The organism is Tardiphaga sp. 841_E9_N1_2 (assembly GCF_051811065.1).
Taxonomy (GTDB): domain Bacteria; phylum Pseudomonadota; class Alphaproteobacteria; order Rhizobiales; family Xanthobacteraceae; genus Tardiphaga; species Tardiphaga robiniae.
In genome coordinates this window covers 2,294,512-2,308,370 of sequence record NZ_JBPWQC010000001.1, presented here as the reverse complement: position 1 = coordinate 2,308,370, position 13,859 = coordinate 2,294,512, and the positions used below count along the sequence as shown (strand labels likewise).

Genomic DNA, 13,859 nt, shown 5'->3' with positions numbered 1-13,859 from the left:
TTCCTTTGCGCCGTCCGTGCATTACTTGGGATTGGGGGCAATCCCTTGGGGATGACAGCCTCAATTCCGGACGGCGACAAATTCAGGAGACAGACCCATGGCCATGACGATGAGCGGTGAAGTCCAGCTTGCCGCGCCCCGCGAAGTGGTATGGGGAAAGCTCAACGACCCCGCAGTGCTGAAGGCCTGCATCCCGGGCTGTGAAGAGCTCGAGACCACAGAGGAAGGCGGCTTTCGTGCCACCGCCAAGATCAAGGTCGGCCCGGTTTCCGCCCGCTTCAAGGGCAAGGTCACGCTGAGCGATCTCGATCCGCCCAACGGCTACAAGATCACTGGTGAAGGCGAGGGCGGCGTGGCCGGCTTTGCCAAGGGCGGTGCTGTCGTCGGCCTGACCGACAAGGATGGCGGCACGCTCCTGACCTACAATGTGGAAGCCCAGATCGGCGGCAAGCTGGCCCAGCTCGGTCAGCGCCTGATCAACGGTTCAGCCAAGAAGATCGCCGACGAGTTCTTCGCGAACTTCGCCAAGGCTGTGCAGGGCTAAGGCCCGGAGCGTCCGATAGCGGTGATCAAGTGTGCTTGATACCGCAGGAAAACGCATCAGAGACCGTCCCGACTTGAGGTTGCTCATTGCCGGGATGGGCCATATTATGCATTTGGAATGATTTTAATGACCGTGTCGCCACGCAATGGGACGCGGACCAAGAGAGTGCATATGGCCAAAATCTCGATGATCGTGAACGGCAATCCCGTCACCGGCAATATCGATCCGCGCACATTGCTGGTGCAGTTTCTGCGTGAGAATCTGCGGCTCACCGGCACCCATGTGGGTTGCGACACGTCGCAATGCGGCGCCTGCGTTGTGCATCTCGACGGCAAGGCCGTGAAGTCCTGCACCACGCTCGCTGTCATGGCCGACGGTCACGAGGTGAAGACCATCGAAGGCCTCGCCGCCGACGGTGCGCCGCTGCATCCGATGCAGGAGGCGTTTCGCGAGCATCATGGCCTGCAGTGCGGCTTTTGCACCCCGGGCATGATCATGACCGCGGTCGACCTCGTGCATCGCAAGGGGCATGATCTCAGCGATCACCTGATCCGCGAAGAACTCGAAGGCAATCTCTGTCGCTGCACCGGTTATCAGAACATCGTGGCGTCGATCGCAGCCGGCGCCAAGGCGATGGCGAAGTCCGATCTCGCATAACGACGCACAACGATAATCGCGCACCGCGAATCAGGGATCCCCACCCATGTACGAATTCAAATATCATCGTCCGTCGACCGTGCGGCAGGCCGCCAATCTCCTCATCAAGAACGAGGACGCCAAGCTGATCGCCGGCGGTCACACGCTGGTGCCGGTCATGAAGCAGCGTTTGGCGGCACCGCCGCATATCATCGATCTCTCGCATATCGAGGGTGTCGACGGCATCGAGATGAAGGGGCGTTCGCTGGTGATCGGCGCGCTCGCCAAGCATGCCGCCGTCGCGGCATCGCCGATCGTTGGCGAAGCCATTCCGGCACTGGCCGAACTCGCCGGCCTGATCGGCGATCCCGCTGTGCGCCACAAGGGCACCATCGGTGGTTCGCTGGCCAACAACGATCCGACTGCGGACTATCCCGCAGCCGTGATGGCCCTCGGTGCCACCATCACCACCAACAAGCGCAAGCTGAAGCCGGAAGAATTTTTCCAGGGCTTGTTCACGACCGCGCTGGAGGCCGACGAGATCATTACCAAGGTCTCCTTCCCCGTGCCGAAGAAGGCCGCCTATATCAAGTTCCGCAACCAGGCCTCGCGCTACGCGCTGGTCGGGGTGTTCGTGGCGCGTCTGCCCTCGGGCGTGCGCGTCACCGTCACCGGTGCGGGCTCGGATGGTGTGTTCCGCGTCGAGGAGTTCGAGGCTGCATTGCAGAAGCGGTTCTCGCCAAAGGCGCTGGACGGGCTTACGGTGCCGGCCGAAGGCCTCAACAGCGATCTCCATGGCAGCGCTGAATATCGGGCGCATCTGATCGGCGTGCTGGCCAAGCGTGCGGTCGAAGCTGCCAACAACCGGGCCTGATATTTGTCAGGTCCGCACTTTTCCGGATTGGTTCTCTCATGACTAAGCCATCGGCGCTCCCCACTTCCGTCGATGGCATGCTGGAATTGCTGACATCGCGCGGCTATCTCGCCGAGCGCTCGCTGGCGACAGTCACCTATCTGTCCCTGAAAATGGGCCGGCCGCTGTTTCTCGAAGGCGAGGCCGGAGTCGGCAAGACCGAGATCGCCAAGGTGCTGTCGGCAGCATTGGGCCGCAAGCTGATCCGGCTGCAGTGCTATGAAGGCCTCGACGTCTCCTCTGCCGTCTACGAGTGGAACAGCGCGTCGCAGATGATCGCGATTCGCCTGGCCGAGGCCGCCGGCGATACCGACCGCGATCAGTTGGCCAGCGACATCTTCGCCGAGCGCTACCTGATCAAGCGTCCGCTGCTGCAGGCGCTCGAGCCGGACGTCAACGGCGCGCCGGTGCTCCTGATCGACGAACTCGATCGTGCGGACGAGGCGTTCGAAGCCTATCTCCTCGAAATCCTCAGCGACTTTCAGGTGACCATTCCTGAACTCGGCACCGTGAAGGCGCCGGCCCCGCCCATCGTCATCGTCACATCGAACCGCACCCGCGAGATTCACGACGCGCTGAAGCGGCGCTGTCTGTATCACTGGGTCGACTATCCCAACGCCGAGCGCGAACTCGCCATCGTCAAGTCGCGGGTGCCAGGCATCTCCGCAAAGCTCTCGCAGCAGGTGGTGAGATTCGTGCAGGCACTGCGCGATCAGGATTTCTACAAGTCGCCGGGCGTTGCCGAGACTCTGGACTGGGCGACCGCGCTGACCGAACTCGACGCCCGCTCGCTGACGCCGCAGGTGGTGGGCGATACGCTGGGCGCGCTGTTGAAGTATCAGGACGATATCCAGCGCATGCAGGGCGATGCGCTGGCGAAGGTGATCAAGGAAGCCACGAGCGATTAACACTCGTCATTCCGGGGCGCGGGCGGCGATAGCCGAACGCTAACCCGGAATCCCGAAGTAGTTGAACACATCGAGGTTCCCCACCACTCCAATTGGAGTGGCTGAGGTTCGGTCGCGCAAGTGGCGCGCCCGCCCCGGAACGACGGAGTTAGGTTTGCCCATCGACCATCTCAACCCACCGACTGGCCAGATGGCAGATAATGTCATCGGCTTTGCGCGTGCGCTCCGCGCCGCCGGGCTTCCGGTCGGGCCGGGTGCGGTGATCGATGCGCTGAATGCCTTGCAGATGATCGAGATCGGCAAGCGCGCTGACGTGTTTACGACGTTGGAAGCGATCTTCGTCAAACGCCACGAGCATGCGCTGGTGTTTGCCCAGGCCTTCGATCTGTTCTTCCGTGCGGCCGACGAATGGAAGCAGATGCTGGATTCGGTGCCGCTGCCCGACGATGCCAAGCGCAAGCCGCCGCCGGCCTCGCGCCGCGTGCAGGAGGCGATGGCGCAGCCGGCGCAGGGCACAGAGCGAGAGGCGCCGCAGGAGCAGGAGATCAGGCTCTCGGTCTCCGACCGCGAAGTGCTGCAGAAGAAGGATTTTGCGCAGATGAGCGCAGCGGAGATCGCCGAGGTCACGCGCGCCATCGCCAATATGCGGCTGCCGCAAGCTGAATTGCGCACGCGCCGCACCCAGCCGGACAAGCACGGCGCGCGGCTCGATCTGCGGCGCACGTTGCGCGGTAGCCTGCGCACGGGCGGCGACATCATCGATATCCGCAGGCTAGGCCTGATCGATAAGCCGGCGCCGATTGTCGCATTGCTCGATATCTCCGGCTCGATGAGTGAATATACCCGGCTGTTCCTGCACTTCCTTCATGCCATTACGGACGCCCGCAAGCGCGTCTCGGTCTTCCTGTTCGGCACAAGGCTGACCAATGTGACGCGGGCGCTGCGCTCGCGCGATCCCGACGAGGCGCTGGCCTCGTGCTCGGCCTCGGTGGAAGACTGGGCCGGCGGCACGCGCATTTCCGCGTCGCTGCACAACTTCAACAAGCTGTGGGGGCGCCGCGTGCTCGGCCAAGGGGCCATCGTGCTGCTAATTTCCGACGGTTTGGAGCGGGAGGCGGATTCGCAACTGGCCTTCGAGATGGACCGGCTGCATCGCTCCTGCCGGCGGCTGATCTGGCTCAACCCGCTATTGCGCTTCGACGGCTTCGAGCCGAAAGCGCAGGGCATCAAAATGATGCTCCCGCACGTTGACGAATTCCGCCCGGTGCATAATTTGAGTTCGATCGACGGACTGATCAAGGCGCTGTCATCGGCGCCTCCGGTCCATCACCGCAGCCTGATCCGGCCCGCAGCTTAAGAGAGGCTTCCATGCTCAATCGCGATGAAGACATCCTGCAGGCTGCCGAGGCGTGGCAGAAGGCCGGGCACGGCGTGGCGCTGGCCACCGTGGTTGAGACGTGGGGGTCGGCGCCGCGTCCCGCAGGCTCGAATCTCGTCATCAATGACGACGGCACCTTCCTGGGCTCGGTCTCCGGCGGTTGCGTTGAAGGCGCCGTGGTCACCGAGGCGCTCGATGTGATTGCGAGTGGTGAGCCCAAATTGCTCGAATTCGGCGTGGCCGATGAGACTGCGTGGAATGTCGGCTTGTCCTGCGGCGGCACCATTCGCGTGTTCGTTGAGAAGGTTGGTCAGTCGTGAAAGCCGAGACACTTGCCACCCTGAACACGGAACGCGTCGCTCGGCGCCCCGTTATTTTGATCACCGATATATCCGACGGAACACAACGCCTGGTGAAGGCTGCCGATTTCGGCGCCGATCCGCTGCATGCCGAGCTCGAGAAGCAGCTCCGCATGGGCAAGAGCGCGATGGTTGAATTCGACGGCAAGAAGCTGTTTCTCAACGTCTATGCGCCCACTGCACGGCTCGTGATCATCGGCGCTGTCCATATCAGCCAGGCTTTGGCGCCGCTGGCGCGGTCGCTGGATTACGATGTGACGGTGGTCGATCCGCGCACAGCCTTTGCCAGCGCAGAGCGTTTTCCGGACGTGAAGCTGATCGCCGAATGGCCCGAAGAGGCGCTGCCGGGCCTCAACATCGATCATTACACAGCCTTTGTCGCCGTGACCCATGATCCGAAGATCGACGATCCCGCGCTGCTGCACGCGTTCGAGAAGAACTGCTTCTATATCGGCGCGCTGGGCTCGCGAAAGACTCACGCGAAGCGCGGCGACCGGCTGAAGGCGCAGGGCGTCAGCGAGGCTGACTTCGCGCGGATCAAGGCGCCGATCGGTCTCAATATCGGTGCTGTTTCGCCATCGGAGATCGCGGTCTCGATCATGGCCGAGATCACCGCCGAACTGCGCATGCCCAAGACGATACCCGCGGAATTGTCCAAAGTGAGCAACCCATGAAGTTCGGTCCCGCCAGTCCGGCGGATGCACTTGGCGGCGTGACCGTCCATACGCTGCGTCAGGGTTCGCTCGTTCTCAAGAAGGGCACCACTATCGGTCCCGTTGAAGTCGCAGCGCTGACCGGCGCGGGCGTCAAGGATGTCGTGGTCGTGCGTCTCGAGGACGGCGATGTGTCCGAAGACGTCGCTGCAGCCAGTATCGCGCGGGCGGTGGCGGGCGAGGGCGTTAATGTCGAGCGTGCCTTCACGGGCCGCGCCAATCTGTTTGCGGGGACGCCGGGCGTGCTGGTCGTCGATCGCGCCATCGTCGATCGCATCAATGCCGTCGATGAAGCCATCACCTTCGCAACGCTGGCGGCCTACAAGCCGGTGGTCGAAGGCGAAATGATCGCGACCGTCAAGCTGATCCCGTTCGGCGTCGCCGGTACGCTGCGCGACGCGGCCGTCCAGGCGGCCTCGGGCGGCGCAATGCGGATCGCGCCTTACACGGTCAAGAAAGTCGGCATCGTCTCGACGTTGTTGCCGGGGCTGTCGCCGAAGGTGATCGACAAGACTCTGCGTGTCACCGAGGAGCGCCTTGCGCCGGCGGGCGCGAAGATCATTGCCGAGCGCCGCGTGCCGCACGACGAGAAGGTGCTGGCAAAGACAATCAAGGAATTGCTCGGGCTCGGCGCCGAGCTGGTGATTGTGTTCGGCGCCTCGGCCATTGCCGACCGCCGTGACGTCATTCCGTCGGCGATCGAGCAAATCGGCGGCGCCATCGAACATTTCGGCATGCCGGTCGATCCCGGCAATCTGCTGTTGATCGGCAGGGCCGGCAACGTGCCGGTGCTGGGTGCGCCGGGCTGTGCGCGCTCCCCAGTTGAGAACGGCTTCGACTGGGTGTTGATGCGGCTGCTGGCCGGCCTCAAGGTCACGCGTTCGGATCTCACAGGCATGGGCGTCGGCGGTTTGCTGATGGAAATCGTCACCCGGCCGCAACCGCGCGTGCCCGTCGGCAGCGATGGCAACAGCAACGTCGCCGCCGTTATTCTGGCCGCCGGTCGTTCGACCCGGATGGGGGGGCCGAACAAGTTGCTCGCCGAACTCAACGGCAAGGCATTGGTCCGGATAGTCGCCGAACAGGCGATCGCATCGAAAGCGTCGAGCGTAACGGTGGTGACAGGTCATCAGGCGCCGGAGGTCGAGAAGGCGCTGGCCGGACTCAAAGTCACGTTCGTCTACAACCCTGATTTTGCTGATGGCCTTGCCAGTTCGGTGAAAGCCGGCATCGCGGCGGTCCCGGCCGATGCCAATGGAGCCGTGGTCTGTCTCGGCGACATGCCGCTGATCGATGCCCGCTTGATCGACCGGTTGATCGAAGCCTTCGCGCCGGATCGCGGCAACCTCATCGTCGTCCCTGTAAGCGAGGGCCGTCGCGGTAATCCCGTGTTGTGGTCTCGGCGCTTCTTCAATGAGTTGATGACGTTGGACGGCGATATCGGCGCTCGGCACCTGATCATGAAGCACGCCGAAGCCGTTGCCGATGTGGCGGTCGAAGGTCACGGCGCCTTCCTCGATATCGATACACCGCAGGCGCTGGAAGACGCGCGGAGCGGCTAACGCATGGCGTACGCGGCGGGCCGCCGCATTGCACTTTCGTTCACCAAGTTGAAACGCCCTTCCTTTAGCGTCTGCCTCGATCGACCTCGGGGGAGGGGAAATTGTCACTGTTTGTTGCCGCGTGTCGTCGCGCGATTCTCGCCGTTGCCTTGTTGATGAGCGTCGGTGCCATGGACGTGGCTTCGGCCGCTGGTGCCCTCGCCGTGGGCAAGTGCGGTGCCTATGGCCAGGCCTTCGACTATCCGGCGCAGGGGGCGGCGCTGGCGGCCGCTAAAAAGCAGTGCAAGGGCGAATGCACGACCGTAACGATGAACCGTGCCTGTGCCGCCTTCGCCGTGGATATGAAGAATCCCTGCGGCGCACACGGCTATGCCGTGGCGCCCCGTATTTCGAGTTCGCTGAACCAGGCGACCAAGAAATGCTATGACTACGGCGGTAAGGAATGTGTCATCCGCGCCTGGGCCTGCGACGCCAAGGGCTAGAGCTCCCCGACAAATATCTCGTTCAATGGGCCTGCGGCAGCTAGACTGCTGCAATGATTCAATTTTTCCGGACACTTCTGAAGTCTGCCACCGACGCCGATCCGTCCGTTCGCGAATTTCGCAAGGCGCTGAGCCGCGAGATGCTGTTGACCGAACGGTTGCGGGTCAAGACGGTCATTGGCACCGTGGCGATCGTGACGCTGTCGCTGTCCATCGCCTATCTGCTGGCGCCATCGAGCTTCGCGCGCATATCCAATGGCCAGTTCGATCTTAAATCGTCTTTTATGATCACGGGCCCGCTGCTGCTGTTCGAGTTCTTCGTTCTTTACAAGGTCAATCAGCGCATCGCCGCAGGGCAGGATATTGCGCAGGGACGGCGCTATCTGAGCGCACTCATCGAGACCAGCATTCCGACGGCCGCACTGCATCTCCATATGGGCTGGATGGGGCCGGCGGCGGCGTTGGCATTTGCGGCGCCTTTGTCCTATTTCATCTTCATCATTCTATCCACGCTTCGGCTCGATTTCTGGCTGTCGACGTTTACCGGCTTTGTCGCGGCCGCCCAGATGCTCGCGTTGGCCATGCTGTATCACCCGGTGCAATTCGCTTCCGAACCCGCGCCGGATTTTGCGTTTCAGCTTATCCGCAGCGCCATGGTCCTGCTCTGCGGTATTCTTGCAGGCGCCGTCGGCTTGCAACTCCGTCGCCAGTTCGAGGCGAGCATCGCGGCAACTTCGGCGCGCGATCGTGTCACCAATCTGTTCGGTCAACATGTTTCGCCGCAAGTTGTGGAGCGGTTGCTGGCGTCGGGAACGAACTCCACGACCGAGATGCGTCAGGTCGCGGTGATGTTCGTCGATATCCGTAACTTTACCGCAGCGACCCGTGTGCATTCGCCCCGCGAGGTGGTGGATCGGCTCGACGAGACCTTTGCTCTATTGGTCGAGGTGCTGGATCGACATTCCGGGATCGTGAACAAGTTTCTCGGTGACGGATTTCTCGCGCTGTTCGGAGCGCCCATTGAGGATCCGAATGCGGCGCATTGCGCCGTGCAGGCGGCACGCGAGATGCTCATAGCTGTCGAGCAAAGCAATCAGGACAGCGAATGGCCCCTGCGCATCGGCATCGGGCTTCATATTGGGGCCGTGATTGCCGGCAACGTTGGCTCCCCGCGTCGCAAGGAATACACCGTCATCGGCGATACCGTGAACTTCGCGGCTCGGCTTGAGGCGCTCAACAAACAGTTCGGCTCGCAACTGCTGATCTCTGCTTCCATACGCGACGCCTTGGGCGACACTTGCAGCGATGCGGAGCTGCTCGGCGATGTGCCGATCCGCGGCTATGACCTGCCGCAGGCTATCTGGCGCTTGGGCTGAGTGCTGCGTCAGTTCTCGAAGAATGGCGCGCGGGGCGGTCGCATGACCATGCCGAAGCGCGCATAGACGCCCTGGCGCTCGAAATTGTCCCGCACATGTCCCGCGGCGAATGACCATTCGTAAGGACCGGTGCGCAAGCCAGTAAGATGGCCGCCGATCCGGGTCTGTCGGCTGAAATAGTCGTTCGACAGTGCTGCCTCCGGGCCGATCCAGAACAAATCGAACAGGCGCCAACCGGCTGCAATGCGTGTGGTATAGCCAGTATCGATGGTCGTGCCAGAGATGGCATATTGCAGCATCAGCTCGCGTGTCGGCTCCCACCAGACATCCATCGTGCCCCGCGCGCCGAGCATCGCGCGAAGCCGGGAGCGGCGCTGATCGTGGTAAAAATAGTCGGCTTCCATATCGAGGCCAGCCAATAGCTGAACTTCCAGATTGCCGCTTCGGATGAGGTAGCCCGGCAGGATCGCCGCGCGGCTGATCTGGGTGTAGTCGGAGCGCGTGCCTGTCGTGTAGCGTTCGAGGTTTTCCGACAGAAAGAAACGCAGGATGAAGCCATCCTTGTTGAGGCCGGCGGGGGCCCATTGCAGGCCGCCATAGGCACCGAGGCTCCAATGCGACGCATCGACACCACCGAAATACATCAGGCGGTCCGGCATGCCTCCGGAGAGAAAATCGAAGGCGCGCCGTTTTTTGATACGCGTGTCGAACAGGGACGACCAAAAGCTCGATGAGCCGGATGCCGGCTCGATCGTCGTATCGATCTCGCCGACATCCTGAGCCGAGGCTACGCCGCAGGAATATGCGGCCGCTGCAACGCATAATGCGCGTAACGCCAGTCCCCAACGCATCGAGCCCCCACCCAACGCAACAGAAACACAACATAAAAATACAACTTAAGGTAGATTATCTTGGGGATAAGCCTACGTCCAGTGTGGATAAGTAATAATCTGAAAAAAACTGCTGTGAGATCGTCGCGCGGCTTCAAAGCTGCGACGGCAGCAGGTTCTGAATCTTGGCACCTTCGCGCTCCTCGATGATCTCGGCGATCCAGCGCCGATGACAGTGTTCGTGGTCGCGCTCGTAGCAAAGGATGCAGACCGGTCCGGACTTCGTCACCAGCGCCGCCAGCTCATCCATCTCCTCGCGTGCCTGCGGTGTCTTGAGATGAGCCATATAGATCTTTTCGAGCGCTGCGAGCTTGCCGCTGCGTGCGGCTTCGCGGCCGTCCTTGGGCGTACCCAGTCCGCGCAGATGGACGTAGCCGATGCCGCGCTCGTCGAGGCCGGCAGCGAGCTGATTCTTGGAGAAGCCCGGTCGCCGCGATGCGGCGACGGCACGCACATCGACCAGCAGCTTGACGCCGGCATTTTGCAGTTCATCGAGCACGGCTTTCGCTGGCGTTTGCTCGTAACCGACGGTGAAGAGGCGAGGTATCTTGCGGGCCATGTGAGCACCCCGTGATCGACAGATGATTGGCACAATGTCGCGGCCAGCCGCGAGGCGTTGCTCCCATTTGCAACATGGCACATAGTCAACTCAACAAACTCCGCCAGTTCAATGGCTGATATCACCGGGGGAATAATGGTTCGCATGGTTGGTGCGTTAGGCGTAATCGCGCTCGCGCTTGTGTCGTTTCAGTCCACATCTCTGGCGCAAGGCGCATATCCGGATCGTCCGGTCAGAATTATCGTGCCGATCGCGCCCGGCGGCAGCTACGATCTGGTCGGGCGGCATCTCGCCGACGCGCTGGCGAAGCGAACGGGGCAGGCGTTCTTTGTCGAGAACAAGCCAGGAGCGGGCACTGTCGTGGGCACGCAGGCTGCGGCCCAGAGCGAGGCCGACGGCTATACGCTGATGGTCGGCGGCCTTTCCAACATGGCCTTCAACTCCGCGCTCTACGCCAAGCTTGCCTATGATCCGCTGAAGGATTTCGTGCCGGTCGCGCTGGTCTACAAGTTTGGCTACATCATGGTTGGCCGCAAGGATCTGCCGCAGCAGACGCCGAAGGAGATCGTCGCGGCCGCATTGGACAAGCCGGGGTCGATCACTGTGGCGACGGCCGGCGTCGGGACCGGCCAGCAATTGGTGGCCGCGGCCTTCATGAAGTCTGCCGGCGTCAAGCTGCAGGAGGTGCCTTACAGGGGATCTCCACCGGCCTTCGCCGATTTGCTGGCGGGGCGTATCGATCTGTTCTTCGATTCGATTGCTGCCGGGCTGCCTTATGTGCAGACGGGGCAGGTGAGGGGCATCGCGGTGCTGTCGTCGAAGCGGAGCCCGCTGGCGCCTGACGTGCCGACCATGTCCGAAGCGGGCGTGCCCGGCTTCGACGTGGATTCATGGCTGGGCATTTTCGTGCCGGCAAAAACGCCGCCTCCGGTAATCGCAAAACTCCGCCAGGACATTCGGGCGGTGTTGCCCGATCTGAAGGAGCGGTTCGAGAAAAGCGGCGGTGAGCCCTGGGATATGCCCGACGACAAGCTCAACGACTTCATCGCATCAGAACATGCGACCTGGACAAAACTGATCCGCGAGGCCGGCATCAAGCTCGATTGAGTAATGCTGGCGGGCGCTACGTCACCCGCTCGATCAACGCCATGGCACCGTGTGGTGCACGCACCTTGGCCTCGTGGATCACATAGGCGAACACGTCGCGTGGCTGCTTCTTGACCTTGGCGTCGTCGACGCGTGGTAGGTCGGTTGGCTCGCCGCCGCCGGCCCAGGTCTCGAAACGTTTGGCCCAGGCATCCAGCGCCTTCGGTGGATAGGCAGTCTTGATGCTGTCCTCACCCTTCTGCAAACGCAGATAGACGAAGTCGCCGGTGACATCGGCAATGGCCGGGTAGGTGGCGTGTTCGGAGAATACCACGGGGATCTTGAACTGTCGTAGCAGCGCAATGAAGGCCGGCACGCAGAAACTGTCGTGGCGGACCTCGACCACATGGCGCAGCTTGCGCCCACCGAGCTCTGTCGGCAACAATTCGAGAAACTTCCCGAAATCGGCTTCGTCGAATTTCTTGGTCGGCGCGAATTGCCACAGAACGGGGCCGAGCTTGTCGCCGAGTTCGAGCACGCCGGAATCGTAGAACCGGCTCACGCTCTCGCCGGCTTCGGCAAGCACCCGGCGATTGGTTGCGAAGCGGGGGCCCTTGAGCGAGAATACGAAATCTTCCGGCACTTCGCGCGCCCATTTGCGAAAGCTCTCCGGCTTCTGCGAGCCGTAGAAGGTCCCGTTGATCTCGATCGAGGTCAGCTTGGACGCGGCATAGCTGAGCTCCTTCGCTTGCGTGAGTTTCTCCGGATAGAACACCCCGCGCCACGGCGCGAAAGTCCAACCGCCGATGCCGATACGGATTTGTCCGGATTTCGCAACCATTGTGAGGCCGATCCTTTCAGTATTCGCCGTGTTACTCAGTGCCGCGCCGGCAGCACCGGCTTGGTTACGCCCTCCACGCCGGTCAGCACCAGCATCGTCAGCAGTGCATTTTGTGGCCCGATATAAGCGTCGACGGGCTTGTACCATTCATTGCGCGAATGCCAGTTGCCGCCCTGGCCGCCGCCGCCGATGGTCACCGCTGGGATGCCGAGCGACATCGCGAGATTGGAGTCCGTGCTGGAGCCGGCAAAGGTGACATGGGGCGCACGGGTCAGCGCGGTTACGGCGCGCGCGGTGGTCTGCACGAGGGGAGAGTCTTCTGCGACAACGCCCGCCGGACGGTCGCCAATCAGTTTGATCTCGACAGTGATCTTGTCCGATCCCCAGCGTCTGTTTTCTTCACCAACCGCGTCCTTCACCTGATCGAGAAGCCTCGCTTCGAGTTTCAACAGTTCCTCGGTCGAATTCGATCGCATGTCGATCGTCATGCGGGCTTCCGCTGCGATGGCGTTGACGGATGTGCCGCCACTTACCGTTCCGACCGTGAAGGTGGTTTTCGGATCTGCGGGTGTCTGCAGCTCCGAGATTTTCGCGACCGCGCGACCCAGCGCATGTGTCGCGCTCGGCAAGCCGAATTCCTGAAAACTGTGACCGCCCGGACCCTTGAAGATCATCTCGTAGCGGTGGCTTCCGGTTCCCTGGTTGACGATGCGCGTGACGCCGAGGCCGTCGATCGAGATGAAGCCGTCGATGTCCTTGTTGTCGCGAAACAGGGCTTTGACGCCGCGCAGATTGCCCAGCTCTTCTTCGCCGACGCTGGCGACGAACATGACGTCCCCGACCGTCGCGATCTGCTGGGTGTTGAGGGTCTGCATCAAAGACAGCAAGGCCGCGAGCCCACGGGCATCGTCACCGATCCCCGGCGCCAGATAGACGCCGTCCTTTTCCTTCACCGTGACGTCGGTCCCCTCGGGAAAGACAGTGTCCTGATGTGCGGAGATGACCAGCTTCGGCGTTCCGGCGGTGCCCTTTCGCCGGGCGGTCACATTGCCCTCGGCGTCGATCACGGCGTCCTTGAAGCCCAGTTCCTGAAACCGTGACAGAATATAGTTGCCGCGCAGATTCTCCTTGAACGGAGGCGCGGGAATTTCGGTGATCCGGATCTGCTCTTTCAGGGTGCGGGCATCGTCGGCCTTGATGGCATCGAGCGCAGCCATGACGCGCGAATCGGACAGCACCGTCGTCGTGACGGTATCAATTGTCTGCGCGGTGACATGGCTGGCGCCGAAGGATGCCAGCGTCAGCGATGCAGCGAATAGGCATGGTCCGAGCGAGCGTCGCATGGCGCCTCCGATTATCACGCGCGGAGACGATTGTGGTCGCGGTTCAGGCGGGGCTTCCGCCTCAGAAAACCGCGCGAACGCGCCGCTGTTGACCGAGGTAAGGTAGCGGGCACGGGCAAGACTGGCTATAGCTCGCCAGCAACAGAATGGTGCCAGGGTGCGGTGTTTGCGGCCGGAATGCGGCGTTGAAACCAGTGCCGGATACCCTTGCGGAACGGCTCCAGCATCCCTATCTTGTCTCCAACGGCGACGATGACGCTTAATAGCTC

General features: G+C 62.2%; 15 protein-coding genes. 11 read left to right on the top strand and 4 right to left on the bottom strand.

The features are described 5' to 3' along the window. The first annotated feature begins 97 nt into the window (after positions 1-97). From AB8A50_RS11265 to AB8A50_RS11220, 10 genes are all read left to right on the top strand, one after another. Entirely contained in the window at positions 98-544 is a 447-nt protein-coding gene (locus AB8A50_RS11265) for an SRPBCC family protein (RefSeq protein ID WP_089264991.1), read from the top strand. Positions 545-715: 171 nt separating this feature from the next. Next, positions 716-1,201, top strand: a complete 486-nt coding sequence (locus AB8A50_RS11260) for a (2Fe-2S)-binding protein (protein ID WP_089264990.1) — start codon at positions 716-718, stop codon at positions 1,199-1,201. A gap of 46 nt (positions 1,202-1,247) precedes the next feature. After that, the gene (locus tag AB8A50_RS11255; RefSeq protein ID WP_089264989.1) at positions 1,248-2,054 is read left to right on the top strand and encodes an FAD binding domain-containing protein; all 807 of its coding nucleotides are present in this window, start codon (positions 1,248-1,250) and stop codon (positions 2,052-2,054) included. Between the two features lie 38 nt (positions 2,055-2,092). Continuing rightward, complete coding sequence (locus tag AB8A50_RS11250; RefSeq protein WP_320444863.1) at positions 2,093-3,001, top strand: AAA family ATPase; 909 nt, start codon at positions 2,093-2,095, stop codon at positions 2,999-3,001. Positions 3,002-3,191: 190 nt separating this feature from the next. Then, positions 3,192-4,358 carry a vWA domain-containing protein gene (locus tag AB8A50_RS11245; protein ID WP_175365834.1) on the top strand — a complete coding sequence of 389 codons (1,167 nt, stop codon included), beginning with the start codon at positions 3,192-3,194 and terminating at the stop codon, positions 4,356-4,358. 11 nt (positions 4,359-4,369) lie between these two features. Then, entirely contained in the window at positions 4,370-4,699 is a 330-nt protein-coding gene (locus AB8A50_RS11240) for an XdhC family protein (protein WP_068736040.1), read from the top strand. Then, positions 4,696-5,412, top strand: coding sequence for an XdhC family protein (locus tag AB8A50_RS11235; RefSeq protein ID WP_439077688.1), 717 nt, complete (start codon positions 4,696-4,698; stop codon positions 5,410-5,412). Before AB8A50_RS11240 ends, AB8A50_RS11235 begins: the two co-directional genes overlap by 4 nt. Beyond that, a complete protein-coding gene (locus tag AB8A50_RS11230; RefSeq protein ID WP_439077687.1) occupies positions 5,409-7,013 on the top strand; it encodes an NTP transferase domain-containing protein in 1,605 nt (534 codons plus the stop codon). The genes AB8A50_RS11235 and AB8A50_RS11230 overlap by 4 nt, the downstream gene beginning before the upstream one ends. A 155-nt stretch (positions 7,014-7,168) precedes the next feature. Then, on the top strand, positions 7,169-7,495 hold the full coding sequence (locus AB8A50_RS11225) for a DUF4189 domain-containing protein (RefSeq protein WP_315844185.1): 327 nt from the start codon (positions 7,169-7,171) through the stop codon (positions 7,493-7,495). A gap of 53 nt (positions 7,496-7,548) precedes the next feature. Further along, positions 7,549-8,871, top strand: coding sequence for an adenylate/guanylate cyclase domain-containing protein (locus AB8A50_RS11220; protein WP_439077686.1), 1,323 nt, complete (start codon positions 7,549-7,551; stop codon positions 8,869-8,871). Positions 8,872-8,879: 8 nt separating this feature from the next. On the opposite strand, the gene bcsS is transcribed toward AB8A50_RS11220, so the two are convergent. Both bcsS and AB8A50_RS11210 read right to left on the bottom strand, forming a co-directional pair. Beyond that, complete coding sequence (bcsS, locus tag AB8A50_RS11215) at positions 8,880-9,722, bottom strand: cellulose biosynthesis protein BcsS (RefSeq protein ID WP_439077685.1); 843 nt, start codon at positions 9,720-9,722, stop codon at positions 8,880-8,882. Positions 9,723-9,855: 133 nt separating this feature from the next. Then, positions 9,856-10,320, bottom strand: a complete 465-nt coding sequence (locus tag AB8A50_RS11210) for a DUF488 domain-containing protein (protein WP_439077684.1) — start codon at positions 10,318-10,320, stop codon at positions 9,856-9,858. Between the two features lie 144 nt (positions 10,321-10,464). Here AB8A50_RS11210 and AB8A50_RS11205 point away from each other — a divergent pair, with 144 nt between their 5' ends. Further along, positions 10,465-11,427 carry a Bug family tripartite tricarboxylate transporter substrate binding protein gene (locus AB8A50_RS11205; protein WP_439077683.1) on the top strand — a complete coding sequence of 321 codons (963 nt, stop codon included), beginning with the start codon at positions 10,465-10,467 and terminating at the stop codon, positions 11,425-11,427. Between the two features lie 16 nt (positions 11,428-11,443). Here AB8A50_RS11205 and AB8A50_RS11200 read toward each other — a convergent pair whose 3' ends face one another. Both AB8A50_RS11200 and AB8A50_RS11195 read right to left on the bottom strand, forming a co-directional pair. Then, positions 11,444-12,247, bottom strand: coding sequence for a DUF72 domain-containing protein (locus AB8A50_RS11200; protein WP_439077682.1), 804 nt, complete (start codon positions 12,245-12,247; stop codon positions 11,444-11,446). Between the two features lie 35 nt (positions 12,248-12,282). Beyond that, positions 12,283-13,590: a M20/M25/M40 family metallo-hydrolase gene (locus tag AB8A50_RS11195; RefSeq protein WP_439077681.1), complete on the bottom strand. Its 1,308-nt coding sequence runs from the start codon at positions 13,588-13,590 to the stop codon at positions 12,283-12,285. Between the last annotated feature and the right edge of the window lie 269 nt (positions 13,591-13,859).

Bases quoted from the DNA above. Each gene is read 5' to 3' on its own strand.
- AB8A50_RS11265 (WP_089264991.1), top strand. From the start codon at position 98: ATGGCCATGACGATGAGCGGTGAAGTCCAGCTTGCCGCGCCCCGCGAA.
- AB8A50_RS11260 (WP_089264990.1), top strand. From the start codon at position 716: ATGGCCAAAATCTCGATGATCGTGAACGGCAATCCCGTCACCGGCAAT.
- AB8A50_RS11255 (WP_089264989.1), top strand. From the start codon at position 1,248: ATGTACGAATTCAAATATCATCGTCCGTCGACCGTGCGGCAGGCCGCC.
- AB8A50_RS11250 (WP_320444863.1), top strand. From the start codon at position 2,093: ATGACTAAGCCATCGGCGCTCCCCACTTCCGTCGATGGCATGCTGGAA.
- AB8A50_RS11245 (WP_175365834.1), top strand. From the start codon at position 3,192: ATGGCAGATAATGTCATCGGCTTTGCGCGTGCGCTCCGCGCCGCCGGG.
- AB8A50_RS11240 (WP_068736040.1), top strand. From the start codon at position 4,370: ATGCTCAATCGCGATGAAGACATCCTGCAGGCTGCCGAGGCGTGGCAG.
- AB8A50_RS11230 (WP_439077687.1), top strand. From the start codon at position 5,409: ATGAAGTTCGGTCCCGCCAGTCCGGCGGATGCACTTGGCGGCGTGACC.
- AB8A50_RS11225 (WP_315844185.1), top strand. From the start codon at position 7,169: ATGAGCGTCGGTGCCATGGACGTGGCTTCGGCCGCTGGTGCCCTCGCC.
- AB8A50_RS11220 (WP_439077686.1), top strand. From the start codon at position 7,549: ATGATTCAATTTTTCCGGACACTTCTGAAGTCTGCCACCGACGCCGAT.
- bcsS (WP_439077685.1), bottom strand. From the start codon at position 9,722: ATGCGTTGGGGACTGGCGTTACGCGCATTATGCGTTGCAGCGGCCGCA.
- AB8A50_RS11210 (WP_439077684.1), bottom strand. From the start codon at position 10,320: ATGGCCCGCAAGATACCTCGCCTCTTCACCGTCGGTTACGAGCAAACG.
- AB8A50_RS11205 (WP_439077683.1), top strand. From the start codon at position 10,465: ATGGTTGGTGCGTTAGGCGTAATCGCGCTCGCGCTTGTGTCGTTTCAG.
- AB8A50_RS11200 (WP_439077682.1), bottom strand. From the start codon at position 12,247: ATGGTTGCGAAATCCGGACAAATCCGTATCGGCATCGGCGGTTGGACT.
- AB8A50_RS11195 (WP_439077681.1), bottom strand. From the start codon at position 13,590: ATGCGACGCTCGCTCGGACCATGCCTATTCGCTGCATCGCTGACGCTG.